The organism is Clostridia bacterium, assembly GCA_017394805.1.
Taxonomy (GTDB): domain Bacteria; phylum Bacillota; class Clostridia; order Christensenellales; family CAG-1252; genus RUG14300.
In genome coordinates this window covers 43,459-60,747 of sequence record JAFPXC010000003.1, presented here as the reverse complement: position 1 = coordinate 60,747, position 17,289 = coordinate 43,459, and the positions used below count along the sequence as shown (strand labels likewise).

The following is a 17,289-nucleotide window of genomic DNA, read 5'->3' as shown; positions in this document are numbered from 1 at the left end:
ACATGATCGCATTCGAAGAACTGAAAGCCAAATTCAACGAGCAGCAGCGCATACTTGACGGTGTGGGCGTGTCTTTGGGCATAGAGGAGTTGGAGAAGAAGAGCGCCGAATTGCAGGCGAAACTCGACGACCAAAATCTGTGGACGGATATGACCAAAGCCCAAGCAATCGCGCAGGAAGCCAAGAAAATCAACAACAAGTTGAACGCCTATCGCAAACTGCAAACGGGGATAGCGGACGCTTTGGTCCTACTGGACATGGCGGACGAAATGGAAGCCGTGGAAGAGTTGGACGGACTGAGCGCCGAACTGACTAGACTGTCCGCCGACATCGAAGAAATGCGCTTGGCGGCGCTACTCAAAGGCGAATACGACGCGTGCGACGCCATTCTCACCTTGCACGCGGGCGCGGGCGGCACCGAGGCGCAGGATTGGGTGAGTATGCTCTATCGTATGTACACGCGCTACGCCGAAAAGAAGGGGTATCAATGCAAGACCATCGACTACTTAGCGGGCGACGAAGCGGGCATTAAATCCGTGACGTTCGAGCTCTCGGGCGACAACGTTTACGGCTACATGAAAGCCGAAAAGGGCGTGCATAGGCTGGTACGTATATCGCCTTTCGACGCCAACAGCCGCCGTCATACCTCTTTCGCCTCCCTCGAGGTCATGCCCGTCATACCCGACGACGGCGCCATCGTCATCAACCCCGAAGACCTCAAAATCGACACTTATCGCTCGGGCGGCGCGGGCGGCCAGCACGTCAACCGTACCGACAGCGCCGTACGTATCACACACCTGCCTACGGGCATCGTGGTACAATGCCAAAACGAGCGCTCGCAAATACAAAACCGCGAAGTGGCCATGACCATGCTGCGCGCACGCCTCGCCGAGAAGAAAGAGCGCGAACAGTTGGAAAAAGCCAACGAAATCAAGGGCGAACTGAAGCGCATCGAATGGGGCAGCCAGATTCGCAGTTACGTCTTTTGCCCCTACACGATGGTCAAAGACCACCGCACGGGGTACGAGACCGGCAACGTGCAAGCCGTGATGGACGGGGACTTGGATCCCTTCATCACCGAATATCTGCGGAAATCATAAAGTAAGCCGCCCTATAACGGGGCGCAAGAAGGATAGCATGAATGCTTTGCAAAACAAGACCAATCTGACAGTACTCGCCATCGAATCGAGTTGCGACGAAACCGCCTGCGCCATCGTGCGGGACGGCGTGGTTTTGGGCGAAAGCATTTCCACCCAAATACCCATCCATCGCGCGTTCGGCGGCGTCGTGCCCGAGATAGCCTCGCGCAATCACGCCGTCAATATCAACGCGGTGGTCGACGATGCGCTACGCCAAAGCGGCCTCGCCATCCCCGACGTGGACGCGGTCGCCGTCACCTACGGTGCGGGACTCATCGGCGCTCTGTTGGTCGGCGTATCCTACGCAAAAGGCCTCGCGTTCGCCTACGGCAAGCCCCTCGTGGCCGTCAATCACATTCGCGGGCACATCGCCGCCAACTACCTGGCGCACCCCGAGCTGAGGCCCCCCTACGTGGCACTCATCGTATCGGGCGGACACACGGCGGTGGCCGAAGTGACCGACTACACCCACTTAAAAATCTACGGCTCTACGGCGGACGACGCCGTGGGCGAAGCCTTCGACAAAGTGGCGCGGGTGCTGGGACTGCCCTACCCCGGCGGCCCCGAAATAGAAAAAGCGGCGCGCGAAGGCAAAGCGTGCATTCCCCTGCCGCAGGCGAAGATGGCGGGCAAATACGACTTCAGTTACAGCGGTCTCAAAACCGCCGTCATCAACTACGTACACACCAAGGAGCAAAAAGGAGAGCCCTATTCCAAAGCGGACGTGGCGGCCTCTTTCCAAGACGCGGCCGTATCGGTTTTGGCCGAACACGCGGTGGCTTTGGCCGAAGAAAGGGGTATACGTACCATAGCCGTTGCGGGCGGCGTGGGCGCCAACGGTCGCTTGCGCGAGGTGCTCAACAACTACGCCTATCCCAAGGGTATCGCTACCCTATTCCCGCCCAAGCGCTTCTGCACGGACAATGCTTCGATGATCGGCATGGAGGCTTTGGTGCAGATCCGCGCGGGTGCGCCCTTTGCGCCCAACACGCTGGACGCCGTGGCCACCATACCTTTGCGTAGCGACTGACCACGGCATATACTGTCGTATGACCATATACGATTACGACAGTTTGCGACGAGATATACAAGATTTCCCCACCGTGTACACGGCGGGGCGTTCGGCGTTTGGACGGCCTATCTACGTCATCGCGGTAGGCCGTGGCGGCGGTATGCTGATACACGGCGCCATCCACGCGCGCGAACATATTACGGCGCCCGTCGTAGTGGCGATGGCGCGCGCCTATCGGGAGGCCTACGCCGTGGGCGGACTGCCCCCTTGCGACTTCGTGCCCATGGTCAACCCCGACGGGGTGGAACTGTGCGCCAAGGGCGTATCGTCCGCGCCGCTCCTCGCCCGCGAACGGTTGCTCGCCCTGAACGGCGGAGAAGACTTCGCTTTGTGGAAAGCCAACGGCGAAGGGGTGGACGTCAACGTCAACTTCGACGCGCGGTGGGGTACGGGCAAACAAAACGTCCGCCGTCCCGCACCCGCGAACTACGTCGGCCCCTATCCGCTGTCCTCGCCCGAGGCGCGGTGCTTGGTACGCCTGACGAGGAATAGACGATACCGCCTGACGCTCAGCTACCATTGCAAGGGCGAAGTGATCTACTACGGGTTCGGCGAAGGGGAAGCGGCGGCGCATAGCCAAGGCGCGGCCCGCTATCTCGCCGAGCGGCTGGGGTACGCCTATTCGCGTAGCGTCGGTAGTGCGGGCGGATACAAGGACTGGTATGCCCTGAACTACCCCCAAGGCATAGCCTTGACGGTGGAGATAGGCTCGGACGACTTCGCACACCCATTCCCCTACGGGGAACTGCCCGCCCTCGTCGCGGCGCACAAAGACGTTGCGTCGTATATGGCGGCGTACAAGGAGTAATATGGACGAAAAATATATGCGTATGGCCATCGAATTGGCAAAAGCAGCGGCCGAAGCCGACGAAGTACCCGTCGGCGCCGTCGTCGTGCGCGGGGATGAGGTGATCGCCGCTGCCGCCAACCGCAAAGAGCGCGACAACTCCGCCATTTCGCACGCCGAGATATTGGCGCTTGCGGAAGCGTCCAAAGCGTGCGGCAACTGGTACCTCGACGAGTGCGAGATGTACGTCACTTTGGAGCCTTGCGCCATGTGCACGGGCGCCGTCGTCAACTGTCGATTGAAAGCCGTCTACTTCGGCGCATACGACCCGAAAGGGGGCTGTATGGGGAGCGTGTACGACCTCATCGGGGATAAAAAACTCAACCATCGTATGACCGTCGTCGGCGGCGTACTCGGCGAAGAATGCGGACGGCTGCTGACCGACTTCTTCCGCAACAAGCGCAAAAAATAGCAGACGGCGCGAAAAACGGGGGTACGTACCCCGCCTATTACGACCGTTACCATCAAAAACGAGGGCGAACGCCCCATAGAACGAGGTGCAACGGCACCGCAAGGAGACATTATGTTGATTATCGTCGGCTTAGGCAACCCCGGGTTGACCTATCGCAACACCTATCACAATACGGGATTCAATACGGTGGACAAGCTCGTCGCCGATTTGGGCGGCACCTTCAAACGCCGCATTTGCCACGCCAAAGTGTGCGAACTGTTCGTCAAAGGCGAAAAAATAATCGTCGCCAAGCCCCAGACCTATATGAACCTATCGGGGGACAGCGTGCGAGAACTATTGGGTTACTACCACGCCAAACCCCAAGAGGTCGTCGTGGTCTACGACGATATAGACTTGGATTTGGGCGTTTTGCGTATGCGTGAGAAAGGCTCGGCGGGCACGCACAACGGTATGCGTTCCGTCGTGGGTTGCGTGGGCGAGAACGTGCCGCGCCTGAGGGTAGGTATCGGCCGCCCGACGGGCGAAATGTCCCTCTACAACTTCGTGTTGTCCCGCCCCAAGGACGACCTTTTCGCGCGGTGGGACAAGGCGACCACGGACGCCAAAACCGTGCTGTCAGCCTATCTCGATACGCGCTCCATACCCAAAGCCATACAAGTATTGCAATGAAAGATTTTTTTGCCATCCCCTCCCTACGAGCGGCCTACGCCGACGTGCTATCGTCCGTCGCCACCAAAGACAGGACGGTCGTCTACGGCGCATCGCACACGCAGCGGGCGCATATAGCCACCCTTGCGGGGCGGCAGTTCGTCTACGTCGCAGGAGAGGATAAGTGTCCCAAAATCGTCACTACTCTCACGCAGATGGGTTGCAAGGTGCGCACCATTCCCGCGCCGTTCGATACGATCGTGCACAGGCGGCAGGTCAACCTCGGCAACGTCAGTATGCGGTTGGGGTGTCTGCTCTCGCTCGCCAAGGGGGACTACGACGCGTTGGTCGTCTCGCCCAAGGCGCTGACGCAATACGCGCCTCGGCGCGACCGTCTGCTGTCGGCGACATTGCGACTGGCGGTAGGCGACAAGTGGGACCCCGTCACGCTATCCGACAGACTTGCCGCCATGGGCTACGTCCGTCAAAGCGATCGCGCCGAAAGCAAGGGCACTTTCTCGGTGACGGGCGACGCTTTGGAGATATTCCCCATCGACGCCGAAATGCCCCTGCGGGTGCTATTGGATTTCGACGAGATAGAGAGCATTAAGTTCTTTCAACCCGAAACCATGAAGGGAATGGGGCGATCGGACGCGGTGGACCTATTGCCCGCGACGGATATGCTGTACGACCTACCCCCCAAGGAAGTGATGCGGCGCATCGTCGCCGCCCGCAGCCCCCTGCAAAACGCCAAGGCGCAATGCCGCACGGAAGAGATCCTATCCGAAGTGGAGTCGCAACTGAACGCCAACCCGAAAGACGCGGCCTTGTCTTGGATATTGCCTTTCGTCAAAGATCAATTCCAAACCCTTTTCGACTATCTGCCCCCCGATTGCCTGTTCGTATTGGACGAACCCAAGCAACTGTTCGACACGCTCAACGCCCTCACCGCCGACCTGCGCGCGAGGGTGGACCGCTTGATGCCCGAGGGCGAAGTCATGCGCCGCCACGCCGAAAGCGCCTTGGCCGCCGACGTGGTCATGACCAAGATAGGCGGCTTCGGTATGCTCGGATTCAGCGGCATCCCCCAAGGACAGGTGGACCGCGAAAAAGGGCAATTCGTCCTGCACGGCACCAATCTGCCCGCCTATTCGAAGGATATCAACCTACTGGTCAAGGATTTACTGGAATACAGACGGCGCGACTATGCCGTGCGCCTCTACTGCGGCACGCCCGAATGGGTGAGGACGATGACCGCATTGACGGGGGACGTGGGGGCGGAATTCGTGCCAACGCGCTTGGACAACGGCTTCGTCTTCCCTGCCGCCAAGTGCGTGGTGGTCGGCACGCAGGATATGTGCCTTACCACCGTGCCCGCCCTGACCAACCTGCCCCAAGAGCGCGTGGTCGCGCCCAAACCGGGCGATTACGTCGTGCACGATGAGTACGGCATCGGTCAATGTATGGGCGTACAGCACGTCAAAAGTTACGTGGGCGAAATGGACTATTTGGTGCTTCGCTACGCGGGCGAAAACAAAATCTACGTGCCTATGCACCAAATGGGGCTGTTGAAACTCTACGCCGGCTCGGAATCCGCGCCCAAACTGTCCAACCCCAACAAAGAGGAATTCAAACAACAAAAGGCCAAGGCGCGCGCGAGCATTCGCAAACTCGCCTTCGACCTATTGGAGTTGTACGCCAAGCGCGAGCAAAGCAAGGGCTACGTCTATCCGCCCGACACCCCCTTCCAACGGCAATTCGAGGCGGCGTTCGAATTCGAGGAAACGCCCGACCAACTCAACGCGGTGGCCGAAATCAAACGCGATATGGAATCGGGACGGGTGATGGACCGCCTCATCTGTGGCGACGTGGGCTTCGGCAAGACCGAGGTGGCCCTCCGCGCCGTGTTCAAGACCATCATGGAAAACAAGCAGGCCGCCATTCTCGCGCCTACCACCATATTGGCCGAACAGCACTTCATGACCGTGGCCCAACGCCTACTGCCCTTCGGCGTCAAGGTGGCGTGTCTTTCGCGCTTCCGCACCGCCAAGGAGTCCAAAGAGATACTCAAAGGGCTCGCCGAGGGCACCGTCAGCGTGGTGGTCGGCACCCACAGACTGCTCAGCAAGGACGTGGAGTTTTTCGACCTCGGCCTATTGGTGTTGGACGAGGAGCAGCGTTTCGGCGTGGAGCACAAGGAAAAAATCAAGACCATGCGCAACAACGTCAACGTGCTGTCGCTGTCGGCCACGCCCATACCGCGCACCTTGCACATGGCGTTGTCGGGCATCCGCGACGTCAGCGTATTGGACACCCCGCCCAAGGGAAGGCGGGACGTGGAGACGATGGTCGGCGAGTATTCGGACGCACTGTTGGAAGACGCCGTCCGCGCCGAACTCAACCGCGGAGGGCAGGTCTTCGTGCTGTACAACAGCGTGGAGAAGATATACCATTGCCTCGGCAAACTGCAAAAACTCCTGCCCGAAGTCACGTTCGTCGTGGGGCACGGGCAAATGTCCGCGCACGAGTTGGAAGGCAATATCTACAAGTTCTACAACAAAGAGGCGCAGGTGCTATTGGCCACCACCATCATCGAAAACGGCATAGACGTACCCAACGCCAATACCCTCTTCGTGCTGGAAGCCAACCGTCTGGGACTCGCGCAAATGTACCAGCTCAAGGGCCGCGTGGGACGCTCGACGAGGCAGGCGCACGCCTACTTCACCTACCCCGAAGGGTACGTGCCCACGGGCGACGTGGCCAAGCGTTTCGACGCCTTGTGCGACAACGCGGGCTTGGGCTCGGGCTACCGACTGGCCCTCATGGACCTCGAGATCCGTGGGGCGGGCGACGTGCTCGGACGAGAACAGCACGGACACGTGGAGCGCATCGGCTACGATATGTATTGCCGCCTATTGCGGGAGACCATCGCCCTCTTGAAAGGCGAGATCGTCGCGCCCGAGACCAATACCGAAGTATCGGTCAACTGCGACGCCTATATCCCCGAGGACTATGTGGCAGGCGAAGTGGAGCGGCTGAAACTCTACCGCCGCATAGCGGGGCTTACGGACGAGGTCGAACGGGACGCCATCCGCAAAGATATAGCCGAATTGTACGGCGAGATACCCACGGTGGTAGACAACCTCTTGTCCGTCTCGCTGCTGCGCGTATTGGGCAGTAAAGTCGGCGTGCAGAAAATAGAGATAGACCGCCGCTTCTGCCGCGTGCGCTTCGTGTCGGCCGACTACACCGAGAGCGTGGCCGTCACCGCCGCCACGAGAAAAATCGCGGACGAATGCCAGGCGATTTGGGTGGGAACGGCCCTCGAACTCGTGCAAAAGAAGGAGAGTATCGCTTACAAAATGCAGTTGGTCACCCGATTTTTGCGCTACGTAGGCGGAAATTATAGCCAATAAAGACAAAAAACGCGTAAATATTGTTGCCAATCCCCATTGTTTTATGTATAATTGTTTTGTGTAATTTCGCGCGCGACACTCAAATGCACGCGTACACGTAAGGAGAAAACATGAAAAAAACTATCTTAACCGTGATCATCGTTATGATTCTCGCAGTCAGCACCGTGCTTTTGACGGCCTGCGGCACCAAGATGTTCCCCGTCAACGAAGAGCGGGCGGGCAAACAAGTGACCGCCACCGTCAACTACGCCGACCGCGTATCCATCGTATCCGTGGAAGAGTTGTACAATCAGTTCTACAGCTATTACAACTATTTGTACACCTACTACCAATACGGCTACATCTCGGCCGAACAGTTCCAAAGCTATATGTCCAACCTGGACGAGACCTTTGAGAACAGCAACAAGTCCTTGGCCAAGAGCGCGTTGTACAGTCTTTTGTGCATCGAAACGCTGTCCGAGGCCTACGCAAAAGAATTGGGCGACGCCGACGCACGCGTCGTAGCGATGAAAGCCGCCTCCACCAAGGGGCACACCTACAACTTCAACCAAATGAGCGAACTCAATCGCTTCTACAGCGAGCGTATCGCCGAGTTGGAGACCATCATGGCCTGCTACACCGACTACAGCTACGTCAACAGCGCCATCCGTTCGGCCAACAAGGATATGCAAGACCGTTTCGACAGTTATCTCGAGACCGTCAAAGCCGAGTACGCCGCTTTGGACGGCACCGAGAAGGACACCACGCCCGAGGGATTCACGTCCATCTCCATACAGGAAAAACCCTACCGCCTTATCTACGAAGTAGATAGCGACGCCACGTTGGACACCCGCGGCTTGGTGGTCGTAGCCAACTACGCCGAAGCCAACGACGCGCACGGCCTCACGGTGGAAATCCCCACCAAGTATTTGGTAACTTCGGGCTTCAGCGCGTCCTCCGCCGCCAAGGCGCAGGAAATCACCGTGACCTACGGCGGCAAATCCGCCACCTTCACCGTGGATATCGTGACCGCTCGCCCCACGCGTGAGCAAGCCGCCTCCAACGAGGAAGACAACGCCGACGACGACACCAAGCTCGAGGCCAAATACTCCTTCGAGGTGAAAGAGGCCGACTATATCAAGGAAGGTATGACCGAGGCCGAACTCACCGAGGCCCGCAAAGAATACAAGTTCGCCCGTAGCGCGATGAGCCGTCTCACGAAGTATCTCGAGGACAACTACCGCACCTACGACAACTATTTGTATTCCTATATGGTCAACCAACTACGCTCCCTTACCGAGAACACCAAGGCCGAGCAAATCACCCTCACCAAGGCCGAGCTCGAAGCCGAGTACAACCGCGTGGTGGACGAGCGCAAAGCCGAATTGGCCGTCAAGTCCTTCGTCAAGGGCGATATGAGCAGCCTGGAAGACGCCGTGCTGCAACCCGTGCACGAGGATAGCTACGGCTACTACTACGTGTCCCAAGTGCTGTTCAAGTTCACCGAAGAGCAATCCAACGCCATCAGCGCCTTCAAGTCGGCCAAGAATGCCAACGATACCGCCATCCAAGACTTCACCGTCAACAAGGCCAAGGAGATAGGAGTGTGGCTCTCCAACCCCGACTACGACAAGAACGCCACCTGCGAGGCGGAGACCTGCACCTGCCCCCATTGCAAGAACTACGTCTTGCCCGCGGGCGCCGACCGTCCCTCTTACACCACCTTGGACGAGTGGTACGCCTGCGACGAGAATTGTCCTTGCGTCAACTGCCCCGCCAAGAAGTACCTCAACCAAGAGGCCGTCAACGTGCTTGACGTCATCGCGGATATCGAGAACGCCTTGAACACCGTCAACAACGACGCCACCGTCACCGCCAACGCGTACGAGTATCGTCAGGCTCTCCTTTCCACCATCAACGAGTGGATCTACAAGGCCAACGAGGATTCGGGCGCTTTCTCTTCCATCACCAACAAAGAGTACGGCTACCTGATGACCGCCGAGAACGAGAAGAGCGGTATGGTAGAGGCTTTCGAGTTGGCGTGCGACACCTTGGCCGCCTACAACGGCAGGGATACCTACAATGGCAAATCTTTCGCCGACGCCAAGGCCGAATTGGAAGCCAAGGGCGTGTTCATCGAGAGCGCGCGTGGCGGCGTGGGCGGTTACGCCTGGTGCGTGTCCGAGTACGGCATCCACTTCGTCGTGCTGACCGCCTATGCGGTGGACGACGACTTCGGCACCGTCTCCGAGACCACCGTGGGTGAGACCAATTACGACCAACTCGGTCTGGACTACATCTACAACAGCTACGACTACGACGCGGACGCGACCAAGGGCTTGGCCGTCCAGGACGGCGCCAACGTCACCTACTACAACAAGGGTACCGTCGCCGCCGAGTTGGGTGCTTCTCTCCTCTCCGAGAAAGTGTCCGCCGACTACGCCGCGTTCCAAAAAGACTTCATCACCAAATACGAAGAGTCCAACATCAAGTACAATCCCAAGGGCTACGAGTATATGCTGAACAAGTTGCAAGAGAACAACAAATAATTTCGCCCAAGCAAACAAAAAGGCTGTTGAGAACGACGATTTCTCAACAGCCTTTTTCTTTTCGGTTGCCGAAGGCAACTATCTCGCTTTGCGTTGGCAATCCATTACATTCGCCGCCGCAAGGCAACCTAATCCTTCCTGCCCGTGAGGTGCCCCTCCTCCGTAAGTCCCGCGAAGTCCAACTGACGGAACGCCTCGTACACCACGACGGCCACGCTGTTGGAGAGATTGAGACTGCGCAAACCCTCGCGCATGGGAATGCGCACGCAGCGCTCGTAGTTGGCGGCCAAAAGCGGCTCGGGCAAACCCCTCGTCTCCTTGCCGAAGACGAGGTAGTCGTCCGATTGATACGCCACGTCCGCGTAGCAATGCGCGGCCTTGGTGGAGGCGAACCAGCACTTCGCCGCGGGGTTTTTCGCCACGAAGTCGTCCCAGTTCTCGTAGACCGCGACGTCCAACTTGTCCCAATAGTCCAACCCCGCCCGCCTGACGGCACGCTCGCTAATGTCGAAGCCGAGCGGCTTGATAAGGTGCAACTTGCACCCCGTCGCGGCGCACGTTCGGGCGATATTGCCCGTATTTTGCGGTATTTCCGGCTCTACCAATACGATGTTCATACGCTTGCTACTCCTTTTTATCTTTCAGTTCCGCATACCGCGCCGACAATTCGGCAACCTTTGCGTCAAGTTCCTCTTTCGTTTCTATATGGTATTGCTCACGTATTATATCAAAAATGACATCATACCGCCCCTGCAAATCCTTGCCTGCGGCGTGCAATTCGCAGGCGATACCCAGCGTCCAAGCCAATTCGTCCGTATCGAACGAGAGGGCGAACAATTTGGCGTGACTTACCAATAGGTCGTCCAAGGATTGCGGCGTGCCCAACGTCTCCGATAAGCGCTCGGCTATCTCCATAAACCGCTTGTAATATGCCTTGGCCTCTTGGAGTTCGCCCTCGGCTTGGGCAATATCGCCCAATTTGCCGCACGAGACGGACAAATTCCGCAGGCTGTCGGGCGTGCCCAACTGCGCCGCCAAGCGCTCATCTATCTCCATAGACCGCTCATAGTACGACTTGGCCTCTTGGAGATTACCCTCGGCCACGGCAACGTCACCCAATTTGCCGCACGAGACGGACAAATTCCGCAGGCTGTCGGGCGTGCCCAACTGCGCCGCCAAGCGCTCGCATATCTCCATAGACCGCTCATAGTACGACTTGGCCTCTTGGAGTTCTCCCTCGGCTTGGGCAATATCGCCCAATTTGTCGCACGAGACGGACAAATCCCGCAGGCTGTCGGGCGTGCCCAACTGCGCCGCCAAGCGCTCGGCTATCTCCATAAACCGCTTGTAATATGCCTTGGCCTCTTGGAGATTACCCTCGGTCTTGGCAACGTCACCCAATTTGCTGCACGAGACGGACAAATTCCGCAGGCTGTCGGGCGTGCCCAACTGCGCCGCCAAGCGCTCATCTATCTCCATAGACCGCTCATAGTACGACTTGGCCTCTTGGAGATTACCCTCGGCCACGGCAACGTCACCCAATTTGTCGCACGAGACGGACAAATCCCGCAGGCTGTCGGGCGTGCCCAACCCCTCCGCCAAACGCTCGCGTATCTCCATAGCACGCTCGTAGTACGACTTGGCTTGGTTCAAGTCTCCCTCTGCTTCGGCGATATCGCCCAAACCGACGCACGAAGCGGACAAATCCTTCATAACATTGGGCGCTTTCATCAGTTTCACCGCCAAGCGCTCGTCTATCTCCATAGCACGCTCGTAGTACAACTTAGCTTGCTTCAAGTCTCCCTCGTCAAGGGCGATATCGCCCAAATCACAATATGACTCGGCTATACTCGATTCGGCCAAGGAACGCCGACTAAAACCGTACTCACGCAGTTCCTCCACCAAGCGTTCGCGCATTTCCAATGCCCGCCGGTGGGAGGTCTTGGCCGCTTGAAGGTCGCCCAAAGCGCTAAGGACCGTTCCCAAGCGCCTACACGTATACGACAAATTTTGCAGATTGTCGAGGCTTCCTTTTTTCTCATCCAAGCGCTCGCGTATCTCTATATCACGCTCGTAGCAGGTCTTGGCCTCTTTGAAGTCGCCCGTTGTTTCGGCGATATTGCCCAAGTATAAATACGAGACCGCCAAAGGCCATCGGTCGGTCTGCCTATATGAAAGCACGCCGACGAGGTGCGCCCAATAGGCGCGTTTGCGTGCCGATTCGGTCACGCTGTCATCGTATTGCAAAGGCTTGTAGTCGTCGCATATCAAACTATAGGCGGCGTTGCCTAATTCCGCACGCCCCTCGTGGTAGTTGCGGTTGACCAACCCCGCCACCAAGGGGTGCAGATGGTAGCGGCGGGCGTCACGCTTGGCGAGGCCTATCGCCTCGAGGTAGTCGAGGTCGTCCTCGGCGTCTCTTTCGAGAATCTTTTCCAATTCTTCCAACGTGGCGCCCAGTTGGCAGAAGTAGCAGAGAGCGTACAGTAGATCCCGCTGCCCCTCGCTCATATCCGCCAACTCGAAGAGGTGTAGCAGGTGCTCGTTGACGGTGGCGCGCCCCACGTCCTCGTTCTGCAGTTTGGCGGTGTCTATCTTGCGCGCGACCGCGAGCAAGTCCTCGGTGAGGGTCTCGACGGTGGCGCGCCCCTTCTCCACCAACCGTGCGCACAGATCCAAGGTCATGGTGTGGCCGGCGATACTGCGGGACAGGGCCTCTATCTTGCGGTCGTTGTCGGGGGAAGGCGCGAGGCCGCTCTCTCTATAGAAGAGTTCCTTTTGCCGCTCCATAGGCAGGCTTTCCACCTCCACCAGCCCGATGGATTGATTGCGGCTCTCGGTGCGCGAGGAGAACATCACGAGGAAGGGCACGGCCTCGGCCAAATAGTCGAGGATGCGGCGATTTTCGCCGTGGTCGAAGTCGGCGTTGTAGTTGTCAAGCACCAAAATAAAGCGCTTGTCCATATTGCGCATGGAGTCGATACGTATCTTGGCCTGCTCGAAGGTGCTCAGCCGCCGCTCCTCCTCGGTAAGGTCGCGATTGTAGCCGAGGGACACGATTTCGGTCGCCAAGCTCAGGTCGTGGTCGTCACTGCACAACTTGTACGCATACAGGTCCCGCAGGCCTTTCTCCTGCACGTAGCGGCGCACTATTTCGGTCTTGCCGATGCCGCCCTCGCCATGCACGATCACGACTTTCTTGCCCTCGCGGTAGTATTGCTCGATTTGGGCCAATTCCGCCTCTCGCCCTACGAAGTTGGCGTCGGGCTCGCCCACGCTTTCCTTCTGGCGGATGCATACCACGGGAGCGCGGTACTCGGGCTGTATGCCGTTTAGACATTTGTACACGCGGTCGCGAAGGACGGAGAGAACAACCCCCTCGACGTGCTCGTTCATTTCCAAGGTGGGCAGATAGGTCACGCTGACCGTCTGAGACAGCCCCTGCAACTTGGTTGTGTACATATAGTATCCCGCCTCGTCGAGAATAATCAGTTGCTTGCCTTCCACCTTTGCCAACGCCAACTCGTCGGCGATATATTTGCCGGCCGAGGTCATCGTGTGCATCGTCCACAGCTGCATCACGATGTCCGCACGTTTGACGTTGACGGTCGACCACTCCACCCAATCGTTCGCACAGCCCACGAGGGGCTTGTCCATATAGACGACTTCTACCTTCGCGTCGAGGTCGTCAAAGACCATGCCGTCCGTTAGGCGTGCTATGGCCTCGGCCACGGCTTTGTCATTTTGAACGTAGCATATCATCATTCGTACGGTGCGCATATTTTGCTCCTTGTGCCCGTAAAGGCTTTGATATCTATAGTAAGTATAGGCTATAATTGCCCGTCCGTCAATAGCCGCGGGGCTATCCGCGCGACACGGCAAGCAAAAAATTAACGGATTTAAGAAAAATCTTGATTTTGGCATAATGTATGGTATAATTAGATTATGCGCACGTGTGCGCAAAACGGAGGCATGTATGAGTTATCAAGAGACGTACGAGCGGTGGTTGGCTTGCGTTACCCCGCAGGAAAAAGAGGAATTGACGGCCTTACGGGGCAACGAAAAGGAATTGGCGGACCGCTTCACCCTGCCCTTGGCGTTTGGCACGGCGGGTATGCGCGGCACGATCGGCCTGGGTACGTACCGTATGAATTTGTACACGGTGCGCCGTGCGACCGTGGGATTGGCGACGTTCATCACCGAATTGGGCGAAGACGCTATGCGCCGCGGCGTGTTGATCTCCTACGACACCCGTCGTATGTCCTACGAGTTCGCTTTGGCGGCCGCGCGCGTACTGGGCGCGAACGGCGTCAAGGTCTACCTCTTCGAGAACGTGCGCCCCGTGCCCCTCTGCTCCTTTGCCATCGGCTACCTCGGCACGACGGCGGGCATTATGATCACGGCCTCCCACAATCCCAAGGAATACAACGGCTACAAGGTCTACGGCGCGGACGGCGCGCAGATGAGCCCCGAGCACACGGCCAAGGTGGTGGAATACATCGAGCGGGCCGATTACTTCGGTATAGCCGAAGAGCCCGTCTCGGCGAAGTGCCGCGAAGAGGTAATGGGGCTCGACGACCAACCCATCAGCGAGCATATCACGGTGGTGGGGCGCACGGTGGACGAAGCCTACTACGCCACCATCGAGAAGTTGTCCTTGTCGCCCGAAGCCGTCGAACGGCAGGGCAAGAGCCTGCGCATCGTCTACACCCCCATTCACGGCACGGGATACGTGCCCGTGACCACCATTTTGTCGAGAATGCACATTCCCTTCGACGTGGTGGAAGAGCAAGCCAAACCCGATACCGAATTCTCCACCGTCAAGGTGCCCAACCCCGAGCAACCCGACGCCTTGGCTTTGGGCGTCAAATTGGCGGATAAACTCGGCTCGGACGTGGTCATCGGCACCGACCCGGACGCCGACCGTATGGGCGTGGCCGTACGAAACGACAAGGGCGAGTTCGTTCTGTTGAACGGCAACCAAATCGGCTCGCTACTGATGGACTACATCCTTTTGCGCCACACCGAGAAGGGCACGCTGCCCCGTAACGCCGCCGTGGTCAAGACCATCGTCACCACCTCGTTAGGCAAGCAGATCGCCCAAAGTTACGGCGTGACCTGCTTCGACGTGCTGACGGGATTCAAGTTCATCGGCGAGAAGATCAACGACTGGGCGGTATCCAAAGAGTATACCTTTATGTTCGGCTATGAGGAGAGCTACGGCTATCTGTCGGGCACGCACGCCAAGGACAAGGACGCCGTGGTGTCGGCTATGCTCTTCGCCGAGATGGTGTGCTACTACAAGGACAAGGGCGTGTCCGTCTACGACCGCTTGCAAGCCCTCTTCCAAAAGCACGGCTACTACACCGAGAAGAGCGAATCCACCTCGTTCCCGGGGTTGGACGGTATGGCGGTGATGGCCGACAAGATGAACAACCTGGAAAAGATGAAGATAGACGCCTTGGCGGGCTACAAGGTGGCCTATACCGACAACTACAACGCCCGTGTGCGCACCTATGCGGACGGCAGGACGGAAGCCATTACCCTGCCCCAAAGCAAGGTGATGTACTACGCCCTCGCCTCGGGTGATTGGGTGTGCGCCCGTCCCTCGGGCACCGAGCCAAAACTCAAAGTGTACGTCTCGGCCAAAGGCGACACCAAAGAGGCCGCCGACCAAAAGGCAAGCGTGCTCATCGCCGCTCTCAAAGAGAAGTTCTTGGGTTAAGCGGCGAAGCATACCCCAAACGAAAAACGACTATCGCAACGGATAGTCGTTTTTCGTATGCTTATTTCTCGGCAAGGACGGCAATCCACGGCTTCGCCGAGTGATGCGTCAACACGATTTTGCAAAAGCCCGCCAACTGCAAATAGCGTTGCAATTCCTCGGGCGTGTACACCGTCATGCCGTCGATGATCTTCTCGAACTTCTTGCCCGTTTTGTCGCGCCCGTCCGATTCGTTGACGATAAGGAAACGGCCGCCCTTTCGAAGAATGCCGTACACGTTGGCGAACGCCCGCGCCAAATCACCCCAAAAATACACGGTTTCGAAGGCGGTGGCGAGGTCGTAGGCTTCCGCGGGCAAAGCAAGCGCCGTTATATCGCCCTCCACCACTTCGCACCGCGCGGCGTTCGATTGATTGTACGCCCGCGCCGTTTCCACGGACAGCGGGGAATAGTCCACGCCCGTGACGCGCGCCGTGGGGTATTTGTCGAGCAACGCGGCGATATTGCGCCCCCCGCCGCACCCCAATTCGGCGATGGCCGTCGGCCCCTCGTCGGGCAATAGTTGCATGCCGAAGGTGGCGAGGCGGGCGTGTCCGCCCCCGTTCATACCGTTGAGCATCATCTTGCCCAACTTGCCTTCGGGCTTGCGCGTTTGGTTGAAAAACTTGTTCATCAATCCCATAATTCACCTCACTTTTTGCCGACCAGCAGTTTCGAGCCGTCAAGGAACAAGCGTTTGGCTTCCTTCTTGGTCATAAACTTGCCGTTGGTCGTATCTATCAATTCGACTTTTTTGTAACCCATCGTCTTGAGCTTGGCGATAAACGCCGCCATATCCCCGTACTTTTGCGCGGTGAATAGGTCGTGAATGGCGAACGTACCCCCCTTTTTGAGTACGCGCAAGGTCTCCAACAAAATGGATTGCCTGTCCTTGGAGGGGATATTGTGGTAGACGTAGTTGCTCGTCACGGCATCGAAGGTTTCGTCCGCGAAAGGCAATTCGCACGCGTTTCCCCGCGCAAAAGACGTATTCGTCACCCCCTCGGCTTGCGCGTTATGCTCGCATAGCGGTTTGGAGAAGGACGCGTAATCCTTGCCCCATCTGTCCACGCCGACGACGTCGGCTTGCGGGTTGCGTTTGGCCACCGCAATGGTCAAAGCGCCGCTGCCGCACCCCACGTCCAAACACTTGCCGCCCTCGGGCAGGCTGGCGTAGGCGGCCGTTCCCTCGACGATATACTTGGACAGTTGCCGCCGTCCCGTGTAGGAAAAGGCGTTGTGCCACATCGCCATATAGGCGGTGATAACGCACAGTATCACGCATATAAACGCGCAAACGGCGAACAACGCTATGGCCCACGTCCACCGATTGACGAAGCCCAAAACGGCGAAGACGATTGTCAAGGCGAGGAACGCCGAAGCGCCCGCCGCATAGCCGAACACCATGCCCGTAGGCACCCAATTTTTGTAATTCGGTTTCATATATATCTCCTTTTATTGTT

At 58.0% G+C, this 17,289-nt stretch carries 12 protein-coding genes; 8 read left to right on the top strand and 4 right to left on the bottom strand.

Annotated elements, in window-relative coordinates; all coding sequences use genetic code 11:
* Positions 1-2 precede the first annotated feature (2 nt).
* From prfB to II896_00590, 7 genes are all read left to right on the top strand, one after another.
* Positions 3-1,100 (top strand): peptide chain release factor 2, encoded by a 1,098-nt coding sequence (prfB, locus tag II896_00620; protein ID MBQ4443147.1) that lies wholly within the window; start codon positions 3-5, stop codon positions 1,098-1,100.
* A 37-nt stretch (positions 1,101-1,137) separates the two neighbouring features.
* Positions 1,138-2,169 (top strand): tRNA (adenosine(37)-N6)-threonylcarbamoyltransferase complex transferase subunit TsaD, encoded by a 1,032-nt coding sequence (gene tsaD / locus II896_00615; GenBank protein MBQ4443146.1) that lies wholly within the window; start codon positions 1,138-1,140, stop codon positions 2,167-2,169.
* A 19-nt stretch (positions 2,170-2,188) separates the two neighbouring features.
* Entirely contained in the window at positions 2,189-3,019 is an 831-nt protein-coding gene (locus II896_00610; GenBank protein ID MBQ4443145.1) for a hypothetical protein, read from the top strand.
* A 1-nt stretch (position 3,020) separates the two neighbouring features.
* Positions 3,021-3,470 (top strand): nucleoside deaminase, encoded by a 450-nt coding sequence (locus II896_00605; GenBank protein ID MBQ4443144.1) that lies wholly within the window; start codon positions 3,021-3,023, stop codon positions 3,468-3,470.
* A 111-nt stretch (positions 3,471-3,581) separates the two neighbouring features.
* Positions 3,582-4,139 (top strand): aminoacyl-tRNA hydrolase, encoded by a 558-nt coding sequence (locus II896_00600; protein ID MBQ4443143.1) that lies wholly within the window; start codon positions 3,582-3,584, stop codon positions 4,137-4,139.
* A complete protein-coding gene (mfd, locus tag II896_00595; protein MBQ4443142.1) occupies positions 4,136-7,534 on the top strand; it encodes a transcription-repair coupling factor in 3,399 nt (1,132 codons plus the stop codon). Before II896_00600 ends, mfd begins: the two co-directional genes overlap by 4 nt.
* Before the next feature lie 110 nt (positions 7,535-7,644).
* Positions 7,645-10,062: a bacterial Ig-like domain-containing protein gene (locus II896_00590; protein MBQ4443141.1), complete on the top strand. Its 2,418-nt coding sequence runs from the start codon at positions 7,645-7,647 to the stop codon at positions 10,060-10,062.
* Between the two features lie 128 nt (positions 10,063-10,190).
* Here II896_00590 and trmL read toward each other — a convergent pair whose 3' ends face one another.
* Together trmL and II896_00580 are read right to left on the bottom strand one after the other, a co-directional pair.
* A complete protein-coding gene (gene trmL / locus II896_00585; GenBank protein MBQ4443140.1) occupies positions 10,191-10,679 on the bottom strand; it encodes a tRNA (uridine(34)/cytosine(34)/5-carboxymethylaminomethyluridine(34)-2'-O)-methyltransferase TrmL in 489 nt (162 codons plus the stop codon).
* Positions 10,680-10,686: 7 nt separating this feature from the next.
* Complete coding sequence (locus tag II896_00580) at positions 10,687-13,842, bottom strand: tetratricopeptide repeat protein (GenBank protein MBQ4443139.1); 3,156 nt, start codon at positions 13,840-13,842, stop codon at positions 10,687-10,689.
* Between the two features lie 196 nt (positions 13,843-14,038).
* Here II896_00580 and II896_00575 point away from each other — a divergent pair, with 196 nt between their 5' ends.
* Entirely contained in the window at positions 14,039-15,787 is a 1,749-nt protein-coding gene (locus II896_00575; GenBank protein MBQ4443138.1) for a phospho-sugar mutase, read from the top strand.
* A 61-nt stretch (positions 15,788-15,848) separates the two neighbouring features.
* Here II896_00575 and II896_00570 read toward each other — a convergent pair whose 3' ends face one another.
* Positions 15,849-16,469, bottom strand: a complete 621-nt coding sequence (locus II896_00570; GenBank protein ID MBQ4443137.1) for a class I SAM-dependent methyltransferase — start codon at positions 16,467-16,469, stop codon at positions 15,849-15,851.
* Positions 16,470-16,477: 8 nt separating this feature from the next.
* Positions 16,478-17,269 carry a class I SAM-dependent methyltransferase gene (locus tag II896_00565; GenBank protein MBQ4443136.1) on the bottom strand — a complete coding sequence of 264 codons (792 nt, stop codon included), beginning with the start codon at positions 17,267-17,269 and terminating at the stop codon, positions 16,478-16,480.
* Positions 17,270-17,289 lie beyond the last annotated feature (20 nt).

Coding starts and splice junctions, on each gene's coding strand:
- II896_00590 (MBQ4443141.1), top strand. CDS start 7,645: ATGAAAAAAACTATCTTAACCGTGATCATCGTTATGATTCTCGCAGTC.
- II896_00600 (MBQ4443143.1), top strand. CDS start 3,582: ATGTTGATTATCGTCGGCTTAGGCAACCCCGGGTTGACCTATCGCAAC.
- prfB (MBQ4443147.1), top strand. CDS start 3: ATGATCGCATTCGAAGAACTGAAAGCCAAATTCAACGAGCAGCAGCGC.
- trmL (MBQ4443140.1), bottom strand. CDS start 10,679: ATGAACATCGTATTGGTAGAGCCGGAAATACCGCAAAATACGGGCAAT.
- II896_00575 (MBQ4443138.1), top strand. CDS start 14,039: ATGAGTTATCAAGAGACGTACGAGCGGTGGTTGGCTTGCGTTACCCCG.
- II896_00565 (MBQ4443136.1), bottom strand. CDS start 17,269: ATGAAACCGAATTACAAAAATTGGGTGCCTACGGGCATGGTGTTCGGC.
- tsaD (MBQ4443146.1), top strand. CDS start 1,138: ATGAATGCTTTGCAAAACAAGACCAATCTGACAGTACTCGCCATCGAA.
- II896_00610 (MBQ4443145.1), top strand. CDS start 2,189: ATGACCATATACGATTACGACAGTTTGCGACGAGATATACAAGATTTC.
- mfd (MBQ4443142.1), top strand. CDS start 4,136: ATGAAAGATTTTTTTGCCATCCCCTCCCTACGAGCGGCCTACGCCGAC.
- II896_00570 (MBQ4443137.1), bottom strand. CDS start 16,469: ATGGGATTGATGAACAAGTTTTTCAACCAAACGCGCAAGCCCGAAGGC.
- II896_00580 (MBQ4443139.1), bottom strand. CDS start 13,842: ATGCGCACCGTACGAATGATGATATGCTACGTTCAAAATGACAAAGCC.
- II896_00605 (MBQ4443144.1), top strand. CDS start 3,021: ATGGACGAAAAATATATGCGTATGGCCATCGAATTGGCAAAAGCAGCG.